Source organism: Microbacterium fluvii, assembly GCF_025515205.1.
Taxonomy (GTDB): domain Bacteria; phylum Actinomycetota; class Actinomycetes; order Actinomycetales; family Microbacteriaceae; genus Microbacterium; species Microbacterium fluvii.
This window is the reverse complement of record NZ_JAOPFX010000001.1, coordinates 1-23,540: the sequence shown is the minus strand read 5'-3', so window position 1 is coordinate 23,540 and position 23,540 is coordinate 1. Positions and strand designations below refer to the sequence as shown.

Here is a 23,540-nt window from a genome sequence, read left to right as displayed (position 1 = left end):
CGCGTGTCAAGGGCCTCGCTGCGGGCCGCCCGCGGCGTACCCTCAGTCGCGTGCGGTCGACGACACGGGTCAGCTCGAGGCTGGTGGCAGCCGTCGCGGTGGCGGCGCTCGCTCTGCTGACCGCCGGGTGCGGCATCAGCATCCCCACCGATCCCGACGGCACACTCGGTCGCATCGCCACCAGCGGAGAGCTTCGTGTGGGAGCGACACCGGCGGGACGGGCGCTGGTCATCGACGAACAGAACGTGACCGGCCCGCTGGCCGACGCGATCGAAGGGTTCGCGCGCGCGAACGGCGCTCACGTGGACTGGGTGGTGGCCAGCGAAGAGACCATCGTCGACGACCTCGAGCACGGCGAACTCGACCTCGGGGTCGGCGGGATCACCGAAGACACGCCGTGGGGCGACCGGGTGTCGGTGTCACGGGGATACACCGGCATCGACGGCAGCGACGGTCGCGCGCTGGTCGTGCTGATGCCGCTCGGCGAGAACGCCCTGCAGACAGCGCTCGAGACCTACCTCGACGAAGAGGTGGGGCCGTGAAATCGGTCGGGCGCGTCGACCTGCCCGACCAGCAGCAGCAGGCACTGCGCAGCGCCATCCGCTGGGAGTGGTTCACCATCGGCTACACCTGCGTCACGATCGCAGTGATCGCTCTGGTCGTCGGCGGCTCCCAGGCGATGAAGACCGCGTGGATCGAAGACATGCTGTCGCTCATTCCGCAGATCGCGTTCCTGGTCGCCCTGCTGTTCATCCGTCGACGACCGACGCAGGCCTTTCCTTTCGGTCTGCACCGGGTGATGGGCGTGGGACATCTGGTCGCCGGCGTCGCCCTGCTCGCGGTCGGAGGCAATCTCGCCGTGGAGTCCATCGCCGGGCTCGTGCGCGCGGAGCACCCCGCGATCGGCACGGTGCAGCTGTTCGGGCAGACGGTGTGGCTGGGCTGGCTGATGATCGCGGTCATGACGGTGATCGTCGTCGGGCCGTTCTTCTATGGCCACGCCAAGGCGAAGCTCGCGCCCCAGCTGCACAACAAGGTGCTCTATGCCGACGCCGACATGGCGAAGGCCGACTGGACCACCACGGTCGCGTCGATCGTCGGGGTGCTCGGGATCGGCATCGGCTGGTGGTGGCTCGACGGAGCCGCAGCGCTGTTCATCTCGCTCGGCATCGTCTGGGATGGGTACCGCAACACGCGCGCAGCGGTGCGTGACCTCATCGATCAGCGCGCGCAGACGGTCGACGATGCGGGCCCGCATCCGCTCGTCGCGCGCATCGTCGACGAACTCGAGCGACAGCCCTGGGTGCGGGACGCGGGTGTGCGCATGCGAGACATGGGGCAGGTGTTCCACGTCGAGGCCTTCGTCGTGCCGCACCGGGATCGCGTGTCGACGGCGAAGCTCAGCGCGGCCGCCCGTGCCATCGCCGATCTCGACTGGAAGATGCAGGACGTGTCGATCATTCCCGTCGAGGCGATCCCCGACGAGGCGATGCGCGCCTGAACCTCATCCACCTGCTCCCGGCGACACCGTCGTCAGGCGGCTCACCAGATGATGCCTCCGCCGAGTGAGATGCCGCCCCACGTGAGGGCGATGAAGATCGCTGCGAACACGACCGGGGCGATGCCGGTGCCGCCGCGCGCGAGCCCCTTCAGAAGTCCGATCACCGCGAACACCGCGGCGATGATCGAGAGGCCGCCGCCGACGATCAGCCCGATGAACAGCGGGATGGGCATGAGCACGAGCCCCGCCAGCCCCAGCCAGAAGGCGGCCCAGGCGGTCGGGTTCGAGCGGCGTGCGGGGGCATACGACATGCATCGATGCTCTCAGATGTCAGCCGGGTATCGCCTGGGCGGCGCTCTCGGGTGCCTGATAGCAGGAAGGGTTAGTCTTCGAGAGCCGGATCGGGATGTCGCACCAGTCCTCATCGGCGATCAGGAGGGATGACGCCGTGCCGCACAGCCCTTACGAATCCAAACCGTGGCTCGCCTCGTACGCCGACGGTGTGCCAGCGCAGATCGACAAGCCGACCCAGACGCTCTCGCAGATGATCGCGGCCAGTGTCGTCACACATGCCAAACGGCCCGCGCTGGAGTTCTTCGGCGCCGTCACGACCTATCGCGAGCTCGGCGAGCAGATCGAGCGCGCCGCCGAGGGGCTCAGACGACTCGGCGTGACGAAGGGCGATCGCGTCGCGCTCGTGCTGCCCAACTGTCCCCAGCACGTGGTCGCGTTCTATGCGGCGCTGCGCCTGGGCGCGATCGTCATCGAGCACAACCCGCTCTACACCGGCCGCGAACTCAGGCATCAGTTCGAAGACCACGGCGCGCGGGTCGCGATCGTGTGGGACAAGGTGGTCGACACGATCGCCGGCTTCCCCGCAGACGTCGGGATCGAGCACATCGTGAGCGTCGACATCACGCAGGCGCTGCCGCTGCTCAAGCGCCTGGCGCTGCGGCTTCCCGTAGCGAAGGCCCGGCAGTCCCGCAGCCGACTGACGGGCACTCCGCGCACCGCGCCCGCGCAGACGTGGAAGAAGCTGCTCGATCACCGCCGCGTCTCCCGCCGCGTCGCCGGCCCCGCCCTGGACGACATCGCGCTGCTGCAGTACACGAGCGGAACGACAGGGTCGCCGAAGGCCGCGATCCTCACGCACTCCGCGCTGCGCGCGAACGCGATGCAGGGCCGCGCGTGGGTGCCCGGTCTCAAGGACGGCGCAGAGGTCTTCTACGGCGTGCTCCCGCTCTTCCACGCCTACGGCTTGACGTTGTGCCTCACCTTCGCGATGAGCATCGGGGCGAAGCTCGTGCTGTTCCCCACCTTCGACGTCGGCCTCGTCGTCGCGGCCGCCAAGACCAGCCCTCCGACGTTCCTGCCCGCGGTCCCCCCGATCTACGATCGACTGGCCGCCGCGGCGGAGCGCGGCGACGTCGACCTCTCGACCGTGCGCTTCGCGATCTCGGGCGCGATGAGCCTGCCCGCAGAGACCGTCGAACGTTGGGAGTCGGTCACCGGCGGTCTGCTCGTCGAGGGGTACGGGATGACCGAGACCTCGCCGGTCGCCCTCGGCAATCCGATGGGCACCACCCGCCGCGCCGGCACGGTGGGAGTGCCGTTCCCGAGCACCGAGATCCGCGTGGTCGACCCGGACGACCCCACCGTCGACCTCGAACTGGGCGAGCCGGGCGAGCTGCTCATCCGCGGACCTCAGCTCTTCCGCGGCTACTGGAGTCGACCCGACGAGACCGCCGCCGCGCTGGTGGAGGGAGGCTGGCTGCGCACGGGCGACATCGCCACCGTCTCCGCCGATGGATTCGTCACGATCGTCGATCGGATCAAGGAGCTCATCATCACGGGCGGCTTCAACGTCGCCCCGAGTGAGGTCGAGCACGTGCTCGAGACGCATCCCGACGTCATGGAGGCGGCCGTCGTCGGAGCGCGCAAGGGCGACGGCAGCGAAGAGGTCGTCGCGGCCGTCGTGCTGCGCGCCGGCGCGACGCTCGATGTCGAGGCGCTCCGCGATCACTGCCGCTCGCGGCTCACGGCCTACAAGGTGCCGCGGCGCGTCGTCGCCGTCGACGACCTGCCCCGCTCTCTGATCGGCAAGGTGCTCCGCCGCGAGGTCGCCGCGCAGATCGCCGAACGCGAGGCGGCGGCCGCTCCCCCGCGCCCGAGACGGCGGTGACGGCGCCGCGGGAGGTGTGAAACCCGAACAACGCTTGCTCTTCAATACCGAGTGGCATATGGTTTCGTCAGCGTCCATGGCGGATGCTGAGAGGACCACTCGACGAAGATGTCACCCCTTGAGAGCCCCCTCGCCGCGCCCGCGGCGCACGCGGCCCCCGCATCCTCCCCTCGCCGCACCGCAGCCCTGCTCTGGTGGGCGCTCGGTCTGCTCGCAGCGCTGCTGATGATGGCCGTCGCCGTTCGCCTCAGCCCGTCGGCGCCGTTCACCCAGGGCGTCGACGACTGGTGGCGCGGCATCAACGGCGCGACGCCCGACAGCGGTACGTACACCTGGGTGCTGCCGATGTTCTTCCAGTTCATCGGCGAGCTCGGCCAGCTGGTGATCGCCTTCGGCATTCCGATCGCCCTGCTGATCGTCGGACGCTGGCGGTCGGCGCTCTTCTTCTTCGTCGCGACCTTCGGCGCGATCGCCGTCGTCACCCAGATCCTCAAGCGCCTCGTCGACCGCCCCCGGCCGGCCGCCGATGAGGCGCTCGGCCTCTATGGCCCGCTGTTCTCGGTCGACCACGGCTCATTCCCGTCTGGACACGCCGTCGCCGTGGGCTCGCTCGTCATCGGCGTCGCGGCGCTCATCCCCGCCGTGCGCCGCACGGCGCGCGCCGCGTGGTGGATCATCGGGGGGCTGCTCATGGTCGGCATCGTCTGGCAGCGCACCCTGATCAACGCCCATTGGCTGAGCGACACGATCTTCGGGCTGGTGTGCGGCACCGGGTTCGCCCTGTTGATGTGGTGGGCGTTCGAGCCCCTCATCCGCAAAGATGACGGCCGCCCGGTGTGGTTTCTGCACCGCGGCAAGACGAAGGCCGCGCTCACCGCCGCGTGAGCTCGGCCGCGGCGTTCGGGACGATGAGCCTCACCGCTCCAGCAGGAAGAAGCGGAAGGCGCTGAATCCGTCGATCGGCAGGATGCTGACGCCTGAGAAACCCGCGTCGCGTGCGTAGCCTTCGAGGGTCGCGCGTCGCATGACCGTTCCTGTCGCGACGGAGTCGGGCGTCGACATCGAGTCGGGCAGACAGATCAGCAGGCTGTAGGCGTACATCACCCGCTCGACCTCGTCGCCGGGCGGTGAGAACGTCTCGGCGACCGCTTCGTCCATGATCACGACGACCCCGTCGTCTCGCACCGCGCGTCGGATCGACGAGAGCACGGCGACCGGATCGGGCAGGTCGTGCAGTGCTTCGAACACGAATGCGGCGTCGTAGCGATCCTCACCCTCGTCGGCGAGCTGCTCTCCTCGGAGCTCGGAGAAGGTCACATTCTCGAGATCTGCGGCATGCTCCCGGGCGGCCTCGATGGCGGGGGCATCGATGTCGTAGCCGTCGATGAGCGCATCCGGATACGCCCGGGCGAGCGCGATCGTCGACCACCCGTGCCCGCACGCGACGTCGGCGATGCCGGCATCCGATCGAGAGAGCACTTCGTGCACCTGCGGGACGGATGCGAGTGCTTCCGCGAGCATCCTCTCGAACCATGGGCGGTTGATGTCACCCTGGCTGTCTCGCATGCCGGCGCCGAACGCCGCCCAGGGAACACCCCCACCTGCGCGATAGGCGTCCATGAGGTCGGGCAGGCGCAGTGCGACCGTCGCGAACATGCGGGCCAATGGCGCGGCGTATCCGAGCGACGTGCGGTCGGTGAGCACCTCTGCCTGCGCAGGCGGCAGATGGAAGGTCACCTCGTCGCTCCTGCTGTCGGCGGCAAGGATGCCGGCGGTCGCCTGCTGCTCGAGCCACTCGCGCGCATACCGTCGATCGATCCCGGCTCGCGCCGCGAGTTCGGATGCCGTGGCCGGCGCATCCCGGAGTGCGGCATAGAGCCCGAGAGCGGAGCCGATGTGGATCGACAGCGTCTCCATGCCGCCGAGGAACCTGTCGAACACCCACCCCGCGAAGTCGTCGACCGCCCGCTCGTCGGCCTCCCCGCCGTCGCGATCCACCGCGTCGTCCATCGCCCACCCCCATCGGCATGACGGCATCAACGAGCGACATGCTAGAACTCGCGCTCGCCGCCCACCAGGCCCGGAGACTCCGGGTAGACGTGGCGCAGCATCCGGGCGTGATCGCGCCACCCGAACTCCGGTCGCTCCTACGTAATGATCTGGAGTTCCTCCGGGGCCGGGAACGGCAACCGGAAGTGCTCATGCACCGCGCCGACGGCGGACGCGATCCCGAACTCATCGGCGACGACGCTGATGCCCTCGCTGCTGACTTCCGCAATGCGCACGCTGCGCTCGGTGCCGTCCGGCAGTCGCAGCGTGTACCGGTCGGCGAGATAGCCGATCCCGCGCTCTTCGAGCAGCACTTCGGCCGCGAGCCAGTCCACAGATGTCGGCCCGATCGTGCGGCCCAGCAGATCGACTGCCTGGAATCCTTCGCCGTCGGGAACGATCCAGCCCACTCCCTCGCCGTCGGGGCGGCGGTGTGGATACCAGTCGGCAGGCACAGGCACGGCCACAGCGTAGCCGCTGGTCTCGCTCGCGACAGCATGGTGGCGACGTGACCTCAGTCCTCTTCGAGGACCTCGTCCACACGGCCAGTACCGGTCAAAGGCGGTTAGTTCACGGATTGCTGTACTGTTGCGCTATGGTGACCGCGACCATGTCACACACTGCAGCGTTGGCCCGGCTGGGGCATGCGCTGTCGGATACGACCCGCACCGGGGTGCTGCTCGCGTTGCGCGTCGGGCCCGCGTACCCGTCGGATCTTGCGGAGTCCCTGGGGGTGTCGAGGCAGGTGATGTCCAATCAGCTTGCCTGTCTTCGGGGGTGCGGTTTGGTCGAAGCCGTACCGGAGGGGCGTCGCGCCTCGTATCGTCTCGCCGATCCGCACCTGGCCCCGGCGCTCGGCGAGCTGCTGCAGGTGGTGTTGTCGGTGGAGCCGGATTGCTGCACGGGTGAGGGGTGCACCTGCGCATGAGCACAACGACTCTCGCTGCTGATCGTCGTCACGTGCTGGAACGGCGTATCCGGTGGATCGTCGCAGGGACGATCGGATACAACCTTGTCGAGGCGGGCGTCGCGTTGACCGCGGGGACGCTCGCGTCGTCCGGTGCGCTGATCGCGTTCGGTCTGGATTCGATGATCGAGGTGCTGTCTGCCGCCGCCGTCGCCTGGCAGTTCACCCGCCGCGACCCGGAGCGGTGGGAGAAGGGCACGCTGCGGGTGATCGCGGTGGCCTTCTTCGCACTCGCCGGGTACGTGATCGCCACCTCACTGTTCGCCTTGTCCGGCGGCGTCGAGCCGAGGCACAGCACGCTGGGCATCGTGATCACCGCGGTCAGCGTCGTGGTGATGCCGTTCCTCTCCTTCGCGGAGCGGCGCGCGGGCCGGGAGCTCGGCTCGGCGACCGCGGTCGCCGATTCGAAGCAGACCTTGATCTGCACCTACCTGTCCTCAGCGGTTCTCGCAGGTCTGGTCCTCAACTCGCTTCTCGGCTGGTGGTGGGCCGACGCCATCGCCGGACTCGTGATCGCCGGGTTCGCCATCCGCGAGGGCCTCGAGGCATGGCGCGGCGACGCCTGCGCGACGTCGGTCGGCATGATCCTCGAGAACGACGACCACTGAGTGTCCCGGGCGAGGTCGCGGCGACGGAACTCGGCGAAGCCGACGGACGGAGATCGCCGGGGCCGACGAGATCGACCATCGCGCCTACCCCCGCTGGGGTACGACAAGTGCACCCCTCGGGGGGACGCGGCTACCGGCCCTCGACGGCGAAGGTGGCACAGTGACCTCCCTCACCGCCACCGCGCCCGTCGAGCAGGCGCCCTCCATCGACCGACGCACTGTTCTTCTGGTCTTCGCCGGCCTCCTGATGGCGATGCTGCTGGGCTCGCTCGATCAGACGATCTTCTCGACCGCGCTGCCGACCATCGTCGGCGAACTGGACGGCGTCGAGCACATGCTGTGGGTGACGACCGCATACATGGTCGCCGCGACCATCGTGATGCCGATCTACGGCAAGCTCGGCGACCTGGTCGGCCGCAAGTGGCTGTTCATCGGCGGGCTCGGCGTCTTCGTGATCGGCTCGGTCGTGGGCGGCATGGCGCAGGACATGACGTGGCTCATCATCGGCCGCGCCATCCAGGGCATCGGCGGCGGCGGCCTCATGATCCTGTCGCAGGCGATCATCGCCGACGTCGTCCCGGTGCGGGAGCGCTCGAAGTACATGGGCATCATGGGCGCGGTGTTCGGCCTCTCGGCCGTCATCGGGCCGCTGCTGGGCGGATGGTTCACCGAGGGCATCGGGTGGCGGTGGGCCTTCTGGATCAACATCCCGCTCGGCCTCATCGCGATCATCTTCGCCGCCGTCTTCCTGCGCCTGCCCCGACGGCGAGTCGCATTCCGGTACGACATCAGGGGCACACTCACGATGGCGGTCGCGGTGACCTCGATCATCCTGGTCACCTCCTGGGGCGGCAACACCTACGAGTGGTATTCGCCTCAGATCGTGTGGCTCATCGTCACGGCGGTCGCCGCATCCGCCGCTTTCGTGCTGGCGGAGCACACAGCATCCGATCCGCTGATCCCGCTGAAGCTGTTCAAGAGCCGCAACTTCGTGCTCGCCACCGTCGCCGGGCTGTTCATCGGCATCGCGATGTTCGGCACGCTCGCCTACCTGCCGACGTACCTGCAGATGGTCACCGGGGTGAACGCGACGGTCTCGGGCTATCTGATGCTGCCCATGATCGCGGGCCTCATGATCACCACCATCACCACCGGCGCCCTCGCCTCGCGCACAGGCCGGTACAAGTGGATGCCGCTGGCGAGCATGGTGGTCATCGGCATCGCCCTGACGCTGATGTCGACGCTCACCGTCGAGACGTCGCTGTGGGCGCTGCTGAGCTACATGTTCACGCTCGGCGCCGGCATCGGACTCGGGATGCAGATCCTCGTACTCGTCGTGCAGAACTCGTTCCCCGACAGCGAGGTCGGCACCGCCACGGCCTCGAACAACTTCTTCCGCGAGATCGGCGCCTCGATCGGCGGCGCACTCGTCGGCGCGCTGTTCACCAGTCGCCTCACCGATCTGCTCACTGATCGGCTGTCGAGCCTCGGAGGCACCGGCGCCGCGGGCGACCTCAACGCGCTCACCCCGGGCGTCGTGAACGACCTGCCCGACGCGATCCGCGACCTCATCGTCGGCGCGTACAACGACGCGCTGACCCCGGTCTTCCTGGTGCTCGTTCCGATGGTCGCGGCCGGGTTCGTGCTGCTGCTGTTCATCAAAGAGGTGCCGTTCCGCGCGACCCGCGAGGATGCGGTTGCGGCGACCGGCGGTGACGCTGCGGCGAGCATCTCGGCACCGGCGAGCGGTCACGCGCCCTGAAGGGCAACTCGCCCCCGACAATGTCACTCAACCGCTCGAAGAGTGACATTGTGCGCCTTCCCACCGAGACGCCGGCCGCACTGTCGCCGTGCCCAGGTGGACCGATGACGTCAGCTCGCACCAGAGGTGGGACGGGGTGGCTGCAGGTCGATGGCCAGGATGTTCTCGCCCCACATCACCCGACCGGTATCGACGAAGCCGTAGCCGAGATAGAAGCCGCGCGGAGAGCCTGGGCCGTCTGAGCAACTCGTGGAGAGCACCTCGGCACCCGGGCGCGACCTCACGTACTCGATGACAGCATCGAGCGTCGCCGTGCCATATCCCCTACGCTGCGCCGACTCATCGATGAGCAGCTTCCACAGGAAGTACGGCCCGACCATGTCTTCCGGAATGGGATCGGGGATGTTGTCGCTGATCATCACGAAACCGACGACTTCGTCGGTGTCTGCATCCCGAACAGACCACCCGTGCGGCATTCCCTGCGGTTCGCTGTCAGCCTCCTCGAAGATGGACTCGATCGAGTTGAGGTACCTCTCCTGGCCAGGACCGAGACGCAGATGGAGGACCGTCGCACGGTCCGCCGAGGTGACGACATCCCGCAGCACCACGCGCGCAGTCCGCTTCTGGGGCATGACTGAAGTATCGCGCACCCGGATTCGCTGCGGACTGCTCGCGTTGCTCAAGCTGGCTTCGGGGCGTAAGGCCACGAGCAGGCTCGGGCGCATCTCTCAGCGGCTGCAGCCGACCAGCCCGCTCCGTGGCGGCGGATGGTGCACCCGCCGAGAACCGGGCTTCGTCGCCCTATCGCACGAAGTGTCCACCCTGGGTCGCCAAGTCGAATCAATTGCTTTCGTCGATGTCGGATTCGCTCTGACCTCGCAGGCGACGGATCAGGAGCGCCGCGGTCAGCACGGCGAGACTCGCGGTGAGGACCAGGATGACGCAGTTCACGCCGAAGGTGAACCACGTCGGGAGCTCCATCTCCCAGCCGGGGAGGTCGACGAATCCCGGCGTCCAGTCGCTTCGGTGTGCGACTGTCGTAATCGCTGTAGACGTGAACAACACGACCGCCGCCACTGAGAACACGAACCAGAACAGCTCAAACCGCAGCGAGGTCTTCGAGCTCATCCACCAATTGTGCGACATGTCCCTCGCGGCGCCGCGCACGCTTGATCGCCGCATCTCGGCGTATGCCACGACTGTCTCCGATCACTCCGTCCTCGCTGGCGGCGAAGGCGACACGCCCTTTTGGCGGGGACGGTGAGAGCATGGCGGCGCGGCTGAACCATGCCGCACTCTTCTGATGAGCCTCTGGAGGCAGCGAGTCGATGACTGAATACCCGTGGGCTGACGACGGACTGGTGGCGTGCATTTCGGTCACTGTCATGCCTTCAGCGGATGCCGCTATTCACGCTCTTCTGCCGGGTGCGCAGGAGATGGCGAGCTTCGAAGCCGCACAGGAGGCCTCGTGGGCGGATGATGGCCTGGTCAGCCACACGATCACGATTCAGACCGACCACCATGTGATCGTCTGGGAAGACAACGGGTATCTCGGGGCGAGCGAAGAGCAGTTCCGTCGGCTCTGTGAGCCTGGTCCGGCTGGTTCTGTCTTCGTCAACGTCAATGCGGTATCGCGCCTCCTTCTGGGCGAGGACGGACAGATCACACGAGAGTTCGACCCGCTCTTCCGCAGAGAGACGGACGAAGGCGAAGGCGACCCGCTTCCCGCGGAGGCAGCCTTGGACTGGAGCATGGGTCGACACATCTCGTCATCGCTCCTTCTGATCGCCAGCTACACCGGCCTCAGCGAACCGTTCGACCCCGACTGGTTTGAGTCACCTCGAGCTCGGCACTGGCTCTTGCGCTACTAGGTACGGATCGCGACCCGGCGCGCTGGGGCAGATGGCGTGCGCACTGGAGAGCGGGCGATTGCGGGTCCTTCAGCGGGCTGATGGCGCGGTCTGTTGTTCGGCGGTGCGTATTGCCGCAGCGATGTCGTGGTGGCCGACGCGTTCCGCGAGTTCAGAGGCGAGCTTGTGTCTGCTTGTGGGGTCGGTGTCCTTGCCGGTGCGCAGGTGCGGGTTCGCTCCGTGTGCCAGGAGGAAGCTGACGGCGGCGGGGTCGGTGTCAGCTTCGGCGGCATACATCAGGGCCGTGTAACCGTCTTCGTCCTGGGCGTCGATGGCGGCGCCGTGTTCGAGGAGCAGTGCAAGGGCATCGATGTTGGGTCCGCTAGCTGCTTGGTGGATCGCAAGCATTCCGTGGTCCGTTTCACGTCCGAAAGGGTCCGCTCCGTGATCGATGAGGTAGCGAAGCACGACGCCCTCTCCGCTGCGGAGCGCTCCGAACAGCGGTGTCTCGCCTGCCACGTCCAAGAGGTCCACGGTGGCGCCGGCGGTGATCAGCGCGGCGCACACGTCGAGGTGGGATCGGCTGGCCGCCAGGTGTAATGCGGACGCGCCGTCGGCTGTCGTGGTGTCGACGACGTCACCGTCCTGCAGCAACGACCGAACCTCGTCCAGGTCCCCGCGGGCTGCGGCCGCGATCAGGGGCGGTTCGAAGTCGAGCCACTTGTCGGACAAGGGGTGCTCAGTCAAGGGTTCACGGTCCGGGCCTTGCAGCGCTTCGAACTCACCCGCAGTTGCCGGTCGGATCTCAACGGTGAGCCCGGTGAACGTGACGGTGAACTGCCCGGTGGGCCAGACCCAGCCGCGGTGGACGAAGTTGCCCTCATCAGTGACATCGACCTCGTCGTACAGAATCTCCGCCTCGTCAGAAAGCAGATGCAGCGCGGCGAGGTCACCCGTGACAGGGTCGAGGATCTCCGCACCGCTGTACGCGAGTCGAACACGTCGATACGTGCCACCGTCGTCGTTGGTGATCACATCGATAACAAGTGACGAGCCGACGTGATCGACCGACTCCACGCGCGCGTCATGAAGCTCGACGTCGTACGCCAAGGTACGCACACCCACCGGAAGCACCGGTTCGATGGTCGCGAGATGGGCTCGATACCGGGCATACGGGTCATCGTCGTCACCGTCACCCCAAAGCAGCGCCGCGGTGAACCACTTCATCTCCACACGCGACATCATACGAACGCGGCGGATGCCGGCTGATCGATACCGGACCCTCGCGAGAGTCCGACAATGAGCGTTGACAGGTCTCCACGGGCGACTCCATCCGGCAAGCCCCATTGCGCACTGCTCACGGGACCCACCGGACGGTCTCATGCTCATCACCGGAACGCACACCGGCCTCGTCGGCGTCAAGATCGTCATCGACGAGATCGGCCGAACATCTGACGACCCAAGTTGGATCGAGTACGCACTCGTCGACATCGAACTCAGCACGATCGAGATGGAAGCGATACCGCTCGGTGGTCTCGGCGGATGCATAGCATTCACACTTCCTCGCGCCGGCCGGTACACCGTGCGAGTTCAGGGACGGAACCGCCCAGGTCACAACGAGCCCGAGTGGGACGAAGTCGACCCGGATCTGCAGGAGCGTTACATCCTGACGCTGACGTCGGTGGAGTAGGACCGGGTCAGGCTGCGCCCTCGAGCGCGTACCCCTGGTCGAGGTAGCTCGTTCGGAGCAGTTCGAGACAGGCAAGACCGTGACGAGCCACGCTTGGCGCCCCGCGGACCGCAGCACGGTCGGCGTGCGGGCGCCGCGAGTGGGTTAGTTTGGCTCGGTGAGTGATTCGGCTGAGCGAGGGAGCGCGCGCCTCGCCGACGCTGTCGCGAGCCAAGTCAAGCAGTCGTTTCCCGCGGTGAGCGTAGAACTGACCCCGGAGCGCGAGGGGCAGTACTGCACACTCGTCGATTTCGTCCCACCGAACCCCGACGGTGCAATCATTACTCTGTACGCGAACTTTGACTGGTCGTTCACGCTGGAGTGCGGTCGCTTCATCTTCTTCGAGGATGAGCCGATGCTCGACGACGATGAGGTCGCGCACGTCCGGCTGATTGTGGGCCAAATTGAATCTCTCGCGCGCGGCGGTTTCAGGCGATCGCGTTTCGATCGCCTCATCGACTTTGGCCGAGATCGCGTCGCCCCCTGGGACGCATGACGGTGGGTGCGCGGATCCTTCCGCGAATCAGGCGGCCGGTGTTCTCGTGGTCAGTGTTGGGGGCTGGCGCCGTATCGTGAGAGGTAGGAACCTTCGGGCTCGTTGGAACGGCGGCGGATCCAGAAGACCGGCTCCACGGTCGGCAGGTGGGGGATTGTGTTTGGCCCTAGCTCCGGTCCTGCGACGATCTCGCCGCCGAACTGCGTGAACGCGGCGACGATCGCAGACCATGTACCGCCGGGGCTTGCACGCTCGAGGTCGACGAGGACGACACGTTCACGCAGCGTCCCCTCGACGCGTACGAGTGCCCGGGCGGGCGACAGCGAGACGCAATCTTCGTAGTCGTAGTAGTCGTCGTCGTCGACAGCCTCGGGTTCCGGTCTTGAGGTGGCCGCGTCAACGTTGCCGGTGAAAAAAGCGTGAATCGATGTGGGATCATCTTCGCTTGCGATGGGTGAGTCCCAGATGAGTAACGGCCCTTCGGCTGATCCCACGAAAGCGAACTTCCCGACGATGTGCTCGCGGTGCAATGGCAGGGGATGTTGGTCCGCCCGTTCGGGACTCTCGACGCGCACCCAGAACTTCTCGGTCCGCGTCCTTGCGGTCGAACCGAGAGTTCGGATGGTCGTACCGGAAATCGCACCGCGCAGCTCGTCTTCCCACTCGTCTGTCTTCGTCGCGAACGGGGTGGTGAGAATCGTCTCTCGTTCCTGTTCAGTGGGTTCCCGGAAGGCCCTTCGTCCGGTGATGTCGGTATCGAGCACCGCGACGCTTCCGTCGTGGGAGTGAAGCACCCACTGTTCGTCCGCGACTTCGGCGGCGTGAGCCTGCATTCCAGGTAGTGCCCACTCAAGATCCGCGAGGCTGGGCGTCATCCCCTTCTGTCCGCGCAGAGCAATCATCGATGCGTTCGTGAGGGTGAGGAAGGGTGAGTAGTCGAGGGACCGGACCCGAGGATCCCAACACACAGCATCAAGATCCGGGAGTGTCCGGAGGAACTCTACGGACTCCGCATCTGTGCGGCTCCCGCTGATGCTCGGACCTACGGCGAGTCGACGCAATGAGGGGATACCGCCTAGCGGCGAGTAATCCAGGACCCTCCGCCCGTTCTCCACATCGAGGACCTTCAACTGCGACAACCGCGCCAGCGGGCGCAAGTCGGTGACCGCGCTCGCTCCACCGAGAACAAGTTCCTCAAGGTCCGCCATTTGACCAATTGGCGCCAGATCGGTATACGGACCCCACTTGAGCTCCAAACGGCGAAGCTGAGACTGCCCCGCCAGCGCCTGCATCAGGCGATCCGATACCCGCCCCCACAGGGTCAAGTCCTCAATGGACGTCGGTCCGCTCAACAGATCAACCCACTCACCGAGGATCGCCATTTGCGTAGCCCGATTCACCAGTCCAGACGCAGCCGGCCAGGGATTCAGAAGAACACTGGACTCACCTGCGTACTCGTACGCGCGACCGATCACCCGAGGCTGAACACGATCACCCACATAGCGGATGCTACTCGGCGCCGACCTACGACCGGCCGTCCGGCAGGCCATGCGCCCAAGTTGTCCGCCAAAGCTCACACCGCGTGACGCGCGATCACCGGTCCTGAAGCAAGCGGAACACGACGCTGGCTAACCTGGGTTCGACTGACCATCGGGCGCGCTCGCCATAGGATCGCCGCATGCCCGATCGGATCATGTTCGTCCAGCTCAAGACCGGATACGACACCGACGCCGGCCCGTCCTGGATCAGCTTGGTTCGGTTCACCAAGACCTGGCGCACGGCCCACTTTCATGGACGCGCTCTCCGACGTATTACGGGCACCGCGTACTCGAACTTCGATGCAAACTTCTACGACGTCGAGACCCAAGAGCGCTACTGGATCTCGGGGCCGAAGCGGGATCAGACGGACGCCCGTTATCGCCATCACACGCCGATAGTCGACGATGACGCACGGACGCCATATGAGGCGTTTCTGGCAGGTGCACCGCTGCCAGGCCGTGAGCGCGGGTAAGTTGCACGGTCGATCCTTCGCTCGCATGCGGGTGGGGGGCTTGCGGTCTCTTCCGCGAAATCCACCTCGTGACGCAGCACCGCGAGAGGTCCTCTTGCGGAATGATGCTGTCGTGAACTCTGATCCGCTCGCGTCCCTGGTGACACGGTATTGGGAGGCCGAATCCGCATCTCGCAGCCCACGTCGAGACGAGCGAGTGAGGGTGATGTCGTGGGGCGGGGATCTGTACCGCATCGACGAAGAGGTCGAAGCGGTGATGCGCCAACCCGAGTGGGCTGATCAATTCTTGCTCGCGGCACTGAATCACCCCGAACGTCCGGAAGACGACTGGGTCGTCGCGTGGCTGGGCAGCACGCTCGAAGATGCCATCCGAGGTGGGGACACACAACTCCTCGAGCGGCTCGTGCAGCAGGGAATGAATGTCGACCTCGCCGAGCGGATCCGTCTGTTCATCGACTGACACGAACACCGTCCCTCCGGTTCGCGAGCCGTCTGCAGCCCAACCGATCGGCCGCGCTAACCTTGCCCCATGCTCTGGGAGGCGATCTTCGGCGTCGCAGCAGAAGGCGCGATTCAGGGCGCCGCGGAGGGCATTCGGGACGCGTCCAACACCCGTCGCCATCGACTGCGTAGCGCGCTCCGCGTGACGGCCGGCGACCTTCCCGGTTTCTACAAGCAGGACTGGCGGTACGGCGACATCGAGGTGTCTGTCGGCCAACTGCGAATCGACGAACTGCGCCTTGGCGTCTCCGAACTGTCCGCGGATCCGGTCAGGCGAACGCGACTATTCGAGAGCGCCCCACTTGCGGGCGACATATATACGCTCAGGTCCGGAAGCGCGACGCTTGAGTGGCTACTCGGACCAGGAGCCGACGAGCACGCACGAACATGGCTGAACGGCGACCCGAACACGCAGACATGACACGCACGATCACCGACCCGCAAACGTCGCCGAGCAGTTCTTCCTCGCCCTGAAGCCGGTCGACGACTGACGCATGATTAGGGGCTATCGAGTCCGAGCATGCGAAGGAGTTGCGTCGGTGCGGAGTCGGGCGACCACGGAAGCCCGAGCTCGTCCACGAGCAGCCATGAGTGGCTGCTCCCGAGGACACCGAAGATGGCCGAGGCGACCTCGTCAGGAATCCGATCCGGGGTCACGGCTTCTGTCGAGAACTCGCCGAGGGGCGCGCCGACAACGGCAATCCACCGATCTCTCGCGACTGGGAACACATCGACAACGAGTTCCATATCCGACATCTTTGCGGACGAATCCGGGAACCGTGATTCGCTAGCCAGTCCCGATGCGCGCTGCCGACTTGGCTGCCTACATGCTGTCTCGTTGGCTACCCGTAGGATTCACCCATGGCCCGACTTCCGATCATGGAAATGGTGTTCCTGGTCGCCTTCTGGCTTGTCTGCGCACTCCTTGCTTGCTTCACGGCTTACGGACTATGGAGTTGGGTATCCGGCGCACCGTTCGACGTTGGACGTGTCGTCGCCAGCGCGGTAGCGACGGGTGGCATCGCCGCTTTCGCGAACATTCAACGAAACCGAAAACGATCCGACGGCGCCGACGAATCGGACGATGGCTGACCTCTGATGAGTTGCTACCGCGCATAGTCTGACGCCGCGCGGTAGCCGGTCCTTCAACGAACAGCGCGGTGACACAGCGAGGTGGACTCGAGGTCCATCCACAGCGGCCCGGGCACAGTCGACGACCGGCATCGTCGCGGGCTACCGGTGACCGGCACCCGATCGTTCGCATGACCGGCTCGATGAATTGCACGATGGTGGCTACTCACGCGACACCCTCGACTGAGCACTTCACCGGCCCGGATCCCCGTTCCCGGTCGGCGCGGACGCGGCGCCGGCGACGCCCACCGCACCACGCCGAGGAGATGGACGAGGGCGCCGCCGGGGGGCGATTGCGCCTTCCCTGCGGTGGGACATGTTCCCATCGCAGGGCCCGCGCGAACTCGCATGTAATGCCGAACTCTGCGGATTTCCGCGGGTCTCAGTTGCCCGGACGCCGCGCCGACTTTGCGCATTTCTTTCGCACGAGCACGTCGGCAAATGGAAAAACCCCTGAGAAACAGGGGTTTTTCTGGCGGTGACGGTGGGATTTGAACCCACGGTAGGGGGTTACCCTACACAACTTTTCGAGAGTTGCACCTTCGGCCGCTCGGACACGTCACCGCCGAATAGCTTACGTCACGTCGGCGGATGCCGCGAATCGGGGCCGCAGCCCCGCTCTCACGAGCGCGGCGTGATGTGCGGAATGGGCCGCGGGCGCTCGCTGCGCGTCACCGACTCGGAGTGCCGCACCTTCACCCCCGGTGCTTGCAGCGGCATCTGCGTTCCGGTGACGGGAGTGGCGGCATCCGGATCCGTCGGGATGATCGGGCACCCGTCCGTCGCGAATCGCTCGTCCATGGTGTGCTCCTTTCCTCCGCTCCCCTGGGGTCCACCCAAGCCCCGCACCCTCGCCGGCGGCAGGGCCGAAGGTCCCACGGCGGCGCGGGACCTTCGGCCCTGCCCACCGCATCCGCCCTCCCCTAACGTCCGAATCAGAGACCGGCACCGCGCCGCACGAACGTCGAGGAGGACACCATGGTGCACATCGTTGTCGGATACGACGGCAGCCCCGCCGCAGACTCCGCCCTGGCCTGGGTCGCCGACCGCGCGACCCGCGGGCGCACGAGCGTCGAGGTCGTCACGGTGACCAACATGCTGCTGAGCGACTACACCCACACCGAAGAGACCCTCGAGAAGGGCACCCGGGAGTTGAGGCAGCTTGCTCCGGAGGTCGACGTCGAATCGCACTGGACCGACGGCTCGATGCCCGACACGCTCATCCGCGAGGCCGAGCGCGCCGACCTGCTCGTGGTCGGCATCACCAACACCCGCCCCATGCACACGGCGCTGCGCGGCTGGATCCCCACGCGCACGGCGGCGCGCGCGACGGTGCCGACGGTGCTCGTGCCCGAAGGCTGGGTGCCCAACGGCCAGGCGGTCATGGTCGGCGTCGACGTCGACGAGTCGGCGGATGCGGCGATCAGGCTGGCCGCCCACGAGGCGAGCTGGGCCGACGTGCCGCTGCGGCTCGTGCACGCCTGGCAGATGCCGGCACCCGCCATCGACGGCGCCGTCGCGCTGGTGTCGTCGCCGTTGGAGGTCAAGAACGTGCACCGGCGCATCCTCGATGACGCGGGGCGGCTCGTCACAGCGGAGTTCCCCGAACTGGGCGTCGAAGAGGTGCTCGTCAACGACCACCCGGCCGCGGCCCTGCGAGCACGCGCCGACCGCGCGTCGATGATCGTGCTCGGCACGCATCACCGCGGCCTGTGGGTGGGCACCATGCTCGGCTCGGTCGCGCAGGAGATCCTGTTCAAGGTGCACTGCCCGGTCTGCATCGTGCCGGGCGAGAAGAGCTGACACAGACACCCTCCTCAGGGGTGCGGAGGGAACGCGGGGCCGGTCCGCCATCGGCGGATCGGCCCTCGCTACACTTCCCCCGGGAGGCTCAGATGGATGCTGCCGGCACCGCCGCCGCCGGGGATCGACTCCGCGATCTGCTGCGCGCCAGCACCAGCGTCGTCGAGCATCTCGAGCTCGACGAGGTCTTGACGGCGATCGTGGATGCTGCCCGCTCCCTCACCGGCGCACAGTACGGAGCACTCGGCGTGCTCGGCCCCGACGGGCTGCTCGAGCGGTTCATCCACCGCGGCATCCCGGCAGACGCCGCCCGCGCGATCGGCGACCCTCCGCACGGGCGCGGTGTGCTGGGCGCGGTGATCGCGGCCGAGCATCCGATCCGCCTCCCCCACGTGAGCGACGACCCGCGCTCGGTGGGCTTCCCGCCCCACCACCCGCCGATGCACCCCTTCCTGGGGGTTCCGATCCGCGTGCGCGACGCCGTCTACGGCGACCTCTACCTCGCCGACGCGCAGGGCGAGTTCACCGCCGACGACGAAGACCTCGTGGTCGCGCTCGCCGCGACGGCCGGCATCGCCATCGAGAACGCCCGCCTCTACGAGCGCACCCGCACCCGCGAAGCCTGGACGACGGCTCTGGCCGACGTGCTCGGGGCGCTGCTCGACGCCACCGGCGATGACGCCCTCGACGTCGTCGTCGAACGGGTGGCCCCCGTGCTCGGCGCACGCCTGGTGACCCTCGCCGTGCCGGTGCGCGGCGGCACGCACCTCGTCGTCACGGCCGCGCACGGCCAGGCCGCCGACACCGTGCGGGGCCGGGTCTCGTCGGCGACCGGCACGCTCGCGGGCCGCGCCCTGAGCTCGCGGCGCGCGGCCCGCGTCGAGGCGCTGCCGGCGGCATCCCTCTCCGACGCCCCGCAGGGGCCGACCGTCGCACTGCCGCTGTTCGCCGGCGACGAGGCGCTCGGGGTGCTCACGATCTCGCGCGCTCCCGGCGCCCCCACCTTCGGCGACATCGACCTCGAGATGGCGTTCGTGTTCGCCGGCGAGGCGGGCCTGGCGATCGAGGTCGCCCGCGGCCGCGACGACCGCCGCCGCCTCGAGTTCGCCCGCAGCCGCGCGCACATCGCCCGCGACCTGCACGACCACGTCATCCAGCGCCTCTACGGCGCGGGGCTCGCCCTGCAGGCTTTCGCCGCCGAGGCGCCCGCGACCGGCCTCGACGAGCAGATCGACGCGCTCGACGACACGATCCGCGAGATCCGCACCGTGATCCTCGCGCTCGGGGCCGAAGGCGCCCCGTCTGCCGACGGCGCGCGCGAGCGGCTCGTCACGGCGCTCGCCGAGGCCAGCGGCGACGTCGGGCTGCACCCGACCATCCGCTTCGCGGGGGCGATCGACACGCTCGTCTCGCGCGAGGTCGCCGACGACGTCGCCGCTCTGCTGCGCCGTGCGGTGGCGGATGCGGCGGCCACCGCCGCCCCGACGCTCGACGTCTCGCTGACCGCCGCCGCCGGCTCGGTGACGCTCGAGGTGCATCTGCCGGGGATCGGCGACGGCCTCGCCGCGGTGGCCGGCGAGCGCGCCGCCGCCCGCGGCGGATCGGCCGCGGTCGCCGGCACCACCCTCACCTGGACGGTGCCGCTGGTCGAAGGCGGCACCGCGTGACCCGCGTCTTCGTCGTCGACGAGCACGAGATCGTGCGGCGGGGGCTCGTGCAGCTGATCGGCTCGGCCGCAGGGCTCGAGGTGGTGGGCGAGGCGGCCACCACCCGCGAGGCGCTGCGCCGCATCGAGGCCACCTCTCCCGACGTCGCGGTGCTCGACGTGCGTCTGCCCGACGGCAGCGGCATCGACCTGTGCCGCACGGTGCGGTCCCGGCGCCCCGAGATCGCGTGCCTCATGCTCACCGCCTACGACGACGACGCGGCCCTGCGCTCGGCGGCGCTGGCGGGGGCGAGCGGATACGTGCTCAAAGACATCCGTGGCGCATCGCTCATCGACGCGATCCGGCAGACGGCCGCGGGCGGCACGGTGCAGTCGGCCGACCTGCTGCGGCGGGCCGCGGCATCCCTCGCCCCCGCCCCGCACGACGACGAGGGCGTCGCACTCACCTACCGCGAGCGGCAGGTGCTCGACCTCATCGCCGACGGGCTGACCAACCGCGAGATCGGCGCGCACCTCGGCCTTGCCGAGAAGACCGTGAAGAACTACGTGAGCGGGCTGCTGGCCAAACTCGGCATGTCGCACCGCACGCAGGCCGCCGTCTACGGCGCCGAACACCGCCACGGCTGACGGATGCGGCCTGCCGCCGCCGCGGAAGAGAATGCCCCCAGAAATACCTCTGGTTGCCGCATCCGTCCACTGACAGACTGAGCACATGAGCGTGATCGAGAACTCGAAACTCACCGTCGTCGGAGCCGGCGCGGTTGGATCCAGTGTCGCCTATGCCGCCCTCATCCGCGGGTCGGCCCGCCACGTGGCCCTCTACGACATCGCGGCCGAGAAGACCGAGGCCGAGGTGCTCGACCTCTCGCACGGCGCGATGTTCACGGGGTCGAGCGACATCATCGGCGGTGCCGACATCTCGGTGGCCGAGGGGTCGCACGTCGTGGTGATCACCGCCGGCGCCAAGCAGAAGCCCGGGCAGACCCGCACGGAGCTCGCCGGAGTCAACGCCAACATCCTCAAGTCGATGATGCCGCAGCTGCTCGAGGTGGCTCCCGAGGCCGTCTTCGTCATCGTCACCAACCCGTGCGACGTGCTCACCGTGCTCGCGCAGGAGACGACCGGGCTTCCGGTCAACCGCATCTTCGCGTCGGGCACCGTGCTCGACACGTCGCGCCTGCGGTGGAAGCTCGCGCAGCGCGCGGGCGTGTCGATCGCGAGCGTGCACGCCTACATCGTCGGCGAGCACGGCGATACCGAGTTTCCCCAGTGGTCGAAGGCGACGATCGGCCAGGTGCCGATCCTCGAGTGGCAGCCGCTCGACGGGCAGGCTCCGTTCACGGTCGATGAGCTCGACCAGATCGCCGTCGACGTGCGCGACGCGGCCTACAAGGTGATCCAGGGCAAGGGCGCCACCAACTACGCGATCGGCCTGTCGAGCGCACGCATCGTCGAGGCGATCCTCGACGACGAGCACGCCGTCATGCCGGTCTCGACGGTGCTCGACGACTTCCACGGAGTCTCGGGCGTCGCCCTGTCGGTGCCGTCGGTGGTGTCGGCGGCCGGTGCCGAGCCGATCCGCCAGACGCAGTTCTCGCCGAGCGAGCTGGGCCTGTTCCGCCGCTCGGCCGACGCGCTGCGTGCCGTCGCCGACGACCTGCGCGACTGACGCCCCGGGCCTCGCGGCGATGTCGCGGGCCACGATTACGCTGAGGGAATGGCCCGACGCCCCACCCCGACCGCGCCGTACCGCTGCACCGAGTGCGGCTGGACGACGATCAAGTGGGTGGGCCGCTGCGGCGAGTGCCAGCAGTGGGGCACGGTGGTCGAAGCATCCGAGCAGACCGGCATCCTGCGCGCCATGACTCCCGTCGCGCCGTCGGCCGAGAGGGCCGCGCGACGCATCACCGAGGTCGACACTGCGGATGCACCCCGACGCACGAGCGGAGTCGGAGAGTTCGACCGGGTGCTCGGCGGCGGCATCGTGCCGGGGGCGGCGATCCTGCTCAGCGGCGAGCCCGGCGTCGGCAAGTCGACGCTGCTGCTCGAGGTCGCCGCGCAGTCGGCGCGGGCGGGGCGCCGCGTGCTCTACGCGAGCGCCGAGGAGTCGACCGCGCAGGTGCGGCTGCGCGCCGAGCGCACCGGAGCGCTGCACGACGAGCTGTACCTCGCGGCAGAGACCGACCTCGCGACGATCCTCGGGCACGTCGACGAGGTGCAGCCCGACCTCATTATCGTGGACTCGGTGCAGACGGTCTCGTCGGCGCTCTCAGACGGTGTGGCCGGGCATCCGAGCCAGGTGCGCGAGGTCGCCTCGACGCTCATCCGCGTCGCGAAAGACCGCGATCTGCCCGTCATCATCGTCGGCCACGTCACGAAAGACGGCACGATCGCCGGCCCTCGCGTGCTCGAGCACCTCGTCGACGTCGTCTGCCACTTCGAGGGCGACCGGCAGACGTCGCTGCGGTTCCTCCGCGCGCTCAAGAACCGCTTCGGACCCACCGACGAGAGCGGATGCTTCGACATGACCGGCGCCGGCATCGCCGAGGTGCCCGATCCCAGCGCCCTGTTCCTCGGTCACGGCAAGCCGGTCGCCGGCACGTGCGTCACGATCGCCCTCGAGGGACGCCGCGCCCTGCCGGTCGAGGTGCAGGCGCTCACGATCCCCGGCAACGGCGGCAACCCCCGGCGCATCGTCAACGGCGTCGACGGATCGCGTGTCGCGATGGTGCTGGCCGTGCTCGAGAAGCGCCTGAATCTGCAGCTGAGCACCCGCGACGTCTACGTCTCGACGGTCGGCGGCGTGCGGCTGACGGAGCCGGCGGCCGACCTCGCGATCGCGATCGCGGTGGCGAGCTCGATGGACAATCATGCGCTCGCGCGCGGCGTCGCCGTCATCGGAGAGCTGAGCCTTGCAGGCGAGGTGCGGCCGGTGACCCAGCAGGCGCAGCGCCGCAGCGAGGCCGCGCGCCTGGGCTACCGCACGGTGATCGACTCGTCGGTGGGCAGCATCCGCGACGCCCGAAACGCGCTCACGCTGCACGCGCGGGGAGCCGCCGAGCCCGACGAGGCGCCCACCTTCTGAGGCTGCTCGGGCTTCGGCTTGCTCGGCCCGTTCCCCCACTCTCGCGGCTCGCGACGCGCGGCTCGCGGCGCTCAGATCAGGTGATTCGGCCTACGCAGGACGATCGGATGGGCGGTCTCAAGGGGTCAGTGCAACACCCTGATGTGAGGGGTGTCGATGCTGTTGGTGTTGAGGTCGGTGAAGCGGGGGTTTTGGCGGG

The 23,540-nt window shown here is 67.9% G+C and carries 27 protein-coding genes and 1 tRNA gene; 19 read left to right on the top strand and 9 right to left on the bottom strand.

Annotation, left to right across the window (positions count from 1 at the left end; genetic code table 11):
* Nucleotides 1–50 precede the first annotated feature (50 nt).
* Together OAW74_RS00140 and OAW74_RS00135 are read left to right on the top strand one after the other, a co-directional pair.
* Nucleotides 51–542, top strand: a complete 492-nt coding sequence (locus tag OAW74_RS00140) for a hypothetical protein (protein WP_262872311.1) — start codon at nucleotides 51–53, stop codon at nucleotides 540–542.
* Nucleotides 539–1,501 (top strand): cation diffusion facilitator family transporter, encoded by a 963-nt coding sequence (locus tag OAW74_RS00135; RefSeq protein ID WP_262872310.1) that lies wholly within the window; start codon nucleotides 539–541, stop codon nucleotides 1,499–1,501. The genes OAW74_RS00140 and OAW74_RS00135 overlap by 4 nt, the downstream gene beginning before the upstream one ends.
* A gap of 41 nt (nucleotides 1,502–1,542) precedes the next feature.
* On the opposite strand, the gene OAW74_RS00130 is transcribed toward OAW74_RS00135, so the two are convergent.
* Nucleotides 1,543–1,812, bottom strand: a complete 270-nt coding sequence (locus tag OAW74_RS00130) for a hypothetical protein (RefSeq protein WP_262872309.1) — start codon at nucleotides 1,810–1,812, stop codon at nucleotides 1,543–1,545.
* 137 nt (nucleotides 1,813–1,949) lie between these two features.
* Between OAW74_RS00130 and OAW74_RS00125 the strand changes: the two genes are divergently transcribed.
* Both OAW74_RS00125 and OAW74_RS00120 read left to right on the top strand, forming a co-directional pair.
* Complete coding sequence (locus tag OAW74_RS00125; RefSeq protein WP_262872308.1) at nucleotides 1,950–3,683, top strand: long-chain-fatty-acid--CoA ligase; 1,734 nt, start codon at nucleotides 1,950–1,952, stop codon at nucleotides 3,681–3,683.
* A 108-nt stretch (nucleotides 3,684–3,791) separates the two neighbouring features.
* Nucleotides 3,792–4,568 (top strand): phosphatase PAP2 family protein, encoded by a 777-nt coding sequence (locus tag OAW74_RS00120; protein ID WP_262872307.1) that lies wholly within the window; start codon nucleotides 3,792–3,794, stop codon nucleotides 4,566–4,568.
* Nucleotides 4,569–4,598: 30 nt separating this feature from the next.
* Here OAW74_RS00120 and OAW74_RS00115 read toward each other — a convergent pair whose 3' ends face one another.
* Both OAW74_RS00115 and OAW74_RS00110 read right to left on the bottom strand, forming a co-directional pair.
* The gene (locus OAW74_RS00115) at nucleotides 4,599–5,693 is read right to left on the bottom strand and encodes a class I SAM-dependent methyltransferase (RefSeq protein ID WP_262872306.1); all 1,095 of its coding nucleotides are present in this window, start codon (nucleotides 5,691–5,693) and stop codon (nucleotides 4,599–4,601) included.
* Nucleotides 5,694–5,830: 137 nt separating this feature from the next.
* Nucleotides 5,831–6,193 (bottom strand): hypothetical protein, encoded by a 363-nt coding sequence (locus OAW74_RS00110; RefSeq protein ID WP_262872305.1) that lies wholly within the window; start codon nucleotides 6,191–6,193, stop codon nucleotides 5,831–5,833.
* Nucleotides 6,194–6,327: 134 nt separating this feature from the next.
* Between OAW74_RS00110 and OAW74_RS00105 the strand changes: the two genes are divergently transcribed.
* From OAW74_RS00105 to OAW74_RS00095, 3 genes are all read left to right on the top strand, one after another.
* Nucleotides 6,328–6,660 carry an ArsR/SmtB family transcription factor gene (locus tag OAW74_RS00105; protein ID WP_262872304.1) on the top strand — a complete coding sequence of 111 codons (333 nt, stop codon included), beginning with the start codon at nucleotides 6,328–6,330 and terminating at the stop codon, nucleotides 6,658–6,660.
* On the top strand, nucleotides 6,657–7,307 hold the full coding sequence (locus OAW74_RS00100; protein WP_262873888.1) for a cation diffusion facilitator family transporter: 651 nt from the start codon (nucleotides 6,657–6,659) through the stop codon (nucleotides 7,305–7,307). Before OAW74_RS00105 ends, OAW74_RS00100 begins: the two co-directional genes overlap by 4 nt.
* A gap of 160 nt (nucleotides 7,308–7,467) precedes the next feature.
* Nucleotides 7,468–9,069, top strand: coding sequence for an MDR family MFS transporter (locus OAW74_RS00095; protein WP_262872303.1), 1,602 nt, complete (start codon nucleotides 7,468–7,470; stop codon nucleotides 9,067–9,069).
* Between the two features lie 110 nt (nucleotides 9,070–9,179).
* Here OAW74_RS00095 and OAW74_RS00090 read toward each other — a convergent pair whose 3' ends face one another.
* Complete coding sequence (locus OAW74_RS00090; RefSeq protein ID WP_262872302.1) at nucleotides 9,180–9,794, bottom strand: GNAT family N-acetyltransferase; 615 nt, start codon at nucleotides 9,792–9,794, stop codon at nucleotides 9,180–9,182.
* A gap of 115 nt (nucleotides 9,795–9,909) precedes the next feature.
* Nucleotides 9,910–10,197, bottom strand: a complete 288-nt coding sequence (locus OAW74_RS00085) for a hypothetical protein (RefSeq protein ID WP_262872301.1) — start codon at nucleotides 10,195–10,197, stop codon at nucleotides 9,910–9,912.
* Between the two features lie 200 nt (nucleotides 10,198–10,397).
* On the opposite strand from OAW74_RS00085, the gene OAW74_RS00080 reads away from it, so the two are divergent.
* A complete protein-coding gene (locus tag OAW74_RS00080; RefSeq protein WP_262872300.1) occupies nucleotides 10,398–10,940 on the top strand; it encodes a DUF6461 domain-containing protein in 543 nt (180 codons plus the stop codon).
* 69 nt (nucleotides 10,941–11,009) lie between these two features.
* On the opposite strand, the gene OAW74_RS00075 is transcribed toward OAW74_RS00080, so the two are convergent.
* Nucleotides 11,010–12,146, bottom strand: coding sequence for an ankyrin repeat domain-containing protein (locus tag OAW74_RS00075; protein ID WP_262872299.1), 1,137 nt, complete (start codon nucleotides 12,144–12,146; stop codon nucleotides 11,010–11,012).
* A gap of 154 nt (nucleotides 12,147–12,300) precedes the next feature.
* Between OAW74_RS00075 and OAW74_RS00070 the strand changes: the two genes are divergently transcribed.
* Nucleotides 12,301–12,609, top strand: a complete 309-nt coding sequence (locus OAW74_RS00070; protein ID WP_262872298.1) for a hypothetical protein — start codon at nucleotides 12,301–12,303, stop codon at nucleotides 12,607–12,609.
* 157 nt (nucleotides 12,610–12,766) lie between these two features.
* Nucleotides 12,767–13,144, top strand: coding sequence for a hypothetical protein (locus OAW74_RS00065; RefSeq protein WP_262872297.1), 378 nt, complete (start codon nucleotides 12,767–12,769; stop codon nucleotides 13,142–13,144).
* A 50-nt stretch (nucleotides 13,145–13,194) separates the two neighbouring features.
* Here OAW74_RS00065 and OAW74_RS00060 read toward each other — a convergent pair whose 3' ends face one another.
* Nucleotides 13,195–14,526 (bottom strand): hypothetical protein, encoded by a 1,332-nt coding sequence (locus OAW74_RS00060; RefSeq protein WP_262872296.1) that lies wholly within the window; start codon nucleotides 14,524–14,526, stop codon nucleotides 13,195–13,197.
* 296 nt (nucleotides 14,527–14,822) lie between these two features.
* On the opposite strand from OAW74_RS00060, the gene OAW74_RS00055 reads away from it, so the two are divergent.
* From OAW74_RS00055 to OAW74_RS00040, 4 genes are all read left to right on the top strand, one after another.
* A complete protein-coding gene (locus OAW74_RS00055; RefSeq protein ID WP_262872295.1) occupies nucleotides 14,823–15,155 on the top strand; it encodes a hypothetical protein in 333 nt (110 codons plus the stop codon).
* Nucleotides 15,156–15,267: 112 nt separating this feature from the next.
* On the top strand, nucleotides 15,268–15,615 hold the full coding sequence (locus tag OAW74_RS00050; RefSeq protein WP_262872294.1) for a hypothetical protein: 348 nt from the start codon (nucleotides 15,268–15,270) through the stop codon (nucleotides 15,613–15,615).
* A 69-nt stretch (nucleotides 15,616–15,684) separates the two neighbouring features.
* Complete coding sequence (locus tag OAW74_RS00045) at nucleotides 15,685–16,077, top strand: hypothetical protein (RefSeq protein WP_262872293.1); 393 nt, start codon at nucleotides 15,685–15,687, stop codon at nucleotides 16,075–16,077.
* Between the two features lie 440 nt (nucleotides 16,078–16,517).
* A complete protein-coding gene (locus tag OAW74_RS00040) occupies nucleotides 16,518–16,748 on the top strand; it encodes a hypothetical protein (RefSeq protein WP_262872292.1) in 231 nt (76 codons plus the stop codon).
* 512 nt (nucleotides 16,749–17,260) lie between these two features.
* On the opposite strand, the gene OAW74_RS00035 is transcribed toward OAW74_RS00040, so the two are convergent.
* Nucleotides 17,261–17,351 (bottom strand) — tRNA-Ser (locus tag OAW74_RS00035).
* A 57-nt stretch (nucleotides 17,352–17,408) separates the two neighbouring features.
* Nucleotides 17,409–17,588: a hypothetical protein gene (locus tag OAW74_RS00030; RefSeq protein WP_262872291.1), complete on the bottom strand. Its 180-nt coding sequence runs from the start codon at nucleotides 17,586–17,588 to the stop codon at nucleotides 17,409–17,411.
* Nucleotides 17,589–17,765: 177 nt separating this feature from the next.
* Between OAW74_RS00030 and OAW74_RS00025 the strand changes: the two genes are divergently transcribed.
* From OAW74_RS00025 to radA, 5 genes are all read left to right on the top strand, one after another.
* Nucleotides 17,766–18,590: a universal stress protein gene (locus OAW74_RS00025; RefSeq protein ID WP_262872290.1), complete on the top strand. Its 825-nt coding sequence runs from the start codon at nucleotides 17,766–17,768 to the stop codon at nucleotides 18,588–18,590.
* A gap of 92 nt (nucleotides 18,591–18,682) precedes the next feature.
* A complete protein-coding gene (locus OAW74_RS00020; protein WP_262872289.1) occupies nucleotides 18,683–20,257 on the top strand; it encodes a GAF domain-containing protein in 1,575 nt (524 codons plus the stop codon).
* Nucleotides 20,254–20,883: a response regulator gene (locus OAW74_RS00015; RefSeq protein ID WP_262872288.1), complete on the top strand. Its 630-nt coding sequence runs from the start codon at nucleotides 20,254–20,256 to the stop codon at nucleotides 20,881–20,883. The genes OAW74_RS00020 and OAW74_RS00015 overlap by 4 nt, the downstream gene beginning before the upstream one ends.
* An 85-nt stretch (nucleotides 20,884–20,968) precedes the next feature.
* The gene (locus OAW74_RS00010) at nucleotides 20,969–21,925 is read left to right on the top strand and encodes an L-lactate dehydrogenase (protein ID WP_262872287.1); all 957 of its coding nucleotides are present in this window, start codon (nucleotides 20,969–20,971) and stop codon (nucleotides 21,923–21,925) included.
* Nucleotides 21,926–21,973: 48 nt separating this feature from the next.
* The gene (gene radA, locus OAW74_RS00005; protein ID WP_262872286.1) at nucleotides 21,974–23,341 is read left to right on the top strand and encodes a DNA repair protein RadA; all 1,368 of its coding nucleotides are present in this window, start codon (nucleotides 21,974–21,976) and stop codon (nucleotides 23,339–23,341) included.
* Nucleotides 23,342–23,540 lie beyond the last annotated feature (199 nt).

What these genes read in the sequence shown, in the direction of transcription:
- OAW74_RS00130 (WP_262872309.1), bottom strand. Translation starts at nt 1,812, where the DNA reads ATGTCGTATGCCCCCGCACGCCGCTCGAACCCGACCGCCTGGGCCGCC.
- OAW74_RS00120 (WP_262872307.1), top strand. Translation starts at nt 3,792, where the DNA reads ATGTCACCCCTTGAGAGCCCCCTCGCCGCGCCCGCGGCGCACGCGGCC.
- OAW74_RS00115 (WP_262872306.1), bottom strand. Translation starts at nt 5,693, where the DNA reads ATGGACGACGCGGTGGATCGCGACGGCGGGGAGGCCGACGAGCGGGCG.
- OAW74_RS00105 (WP_262872304.1), top strand. Translation starts at nt 6,328, where the DNA reads ATGGTGACCGCGACCATGTCACACACTGCAGCGTTGGCCCGGCTGGGG.
- OAW74_RS00100 (WP_262873888.1), top strand. Translation starts at nt 6,657, where the DNA reads ATGAGCACAACGACTCTCGCTGCTGATCGTCGTCACGTGCTGGAACGG.
- OAW74_RS00090 (WP_262872302.1), bottom strand. Translation starts at nt 9,794, where the DNA reads ATGCGCCCGAGCCTGCTCGTGGCCTTACGCCCCGAAGCCAGCTTGAGC.
- OAW74_RS00085 (WP_262872301.1), bottom strand. Translation starts at nt 10,197, where the DNA reads ATGAGCTCGAAGACCTCGCTGCGGTTTGAGCTGTTCTGGTTCGTGTTC.
- OAW74_RS00080 (WP_262872300.1), top strand. Translation starts at nt 10,398, where the DNA reads ATGACTGAATACCCGTGGGCTGACGACGGACTGGTGGCGTGCATTTCG.
- OAW74_RS00075 (WP_262872299.1), bottom strand. Translation starts at nt 12,146, where the DNA reads ATGAAGTGGTTCACCGCGGCGCTGCTTTGGGGTGACGGTGACGACGAT.
- OAW74_RS00070 (WP_262872298.1), top strand. Translation starts at nt 12,301, where the DNA reads ATGCTCATCACCGGAACGCACACCGGCCTCGTCGGCGTCAAGATCGTC.
- OAW74_RS00060 (WP_262872296.1), bottom strand. Translation starts at nt 14,526, where the DNA reads ATGGCGATCCTCGGTGAGTGGGTTGATCTGTTGAGCGGACCGACGTCC.
- OAW74_RS00055 (WP_262872295.1), top strand. Translation starts at nt 14,823, where the DNA reads ATGCCCGATCGGATCATGTTCGTCCAGCTCAAGACCGGATACGACACC.
- OAW74_RS00045 (WP_262872293.1), top strand. Translation starts at nt 15,685, where the DNA reads ATGCTCTGGGAGGCGATCTTCGGCGTCGCAGCAGAAGGCGCGATTCAG.
- OAW74_RS00040 (WP_262872292.1), top strand. Translation starts at nt 16,518, where the DNA reads ATGGCCCGACTTCCGATCATGGAAATGGTGTTCCTGGTCGCCTTCTGG.
- OAW74_RS00030 (WP_262872291.1), bottom strand. Translation starts at nt 17,588, where the DNA reads ATGGACGAGCGATTCGCGACGGACGGGTGCCCGATCATCCCGACGGAT.
- OAW74_RS00025 (WP_262872290.1), top strand. Translation starts at nt 17,766, where the DNA reads ATGGTGCACATCGTTGTCGGATACGACGGCAGCCCCGCCGCAGACTCC.
- OAW74_RS00020 (WP_262872289.1), top strand. Translation starts at nt 18,683, where the DNA reads ATGGATGCTGCCGGCACCGCCGCCGCCGGGGATCGACTCCGCGATCTG.
- OAW74_RS00010 (WP_262872287.1), top strand. Translation starts at nt 20,969, where the DNA reads ATGAGCGTGATCGAGAACTCGAAACTCACCGTCGTCGGAGCCGGCGCG.
- radA (WP_262872286.1), top strand. Translation starts at nt 21,974, where the DNA reads ATGGCCCGACGCCCCACCCCGACCGCGCCGTACCGCTGCACCGAGTGC.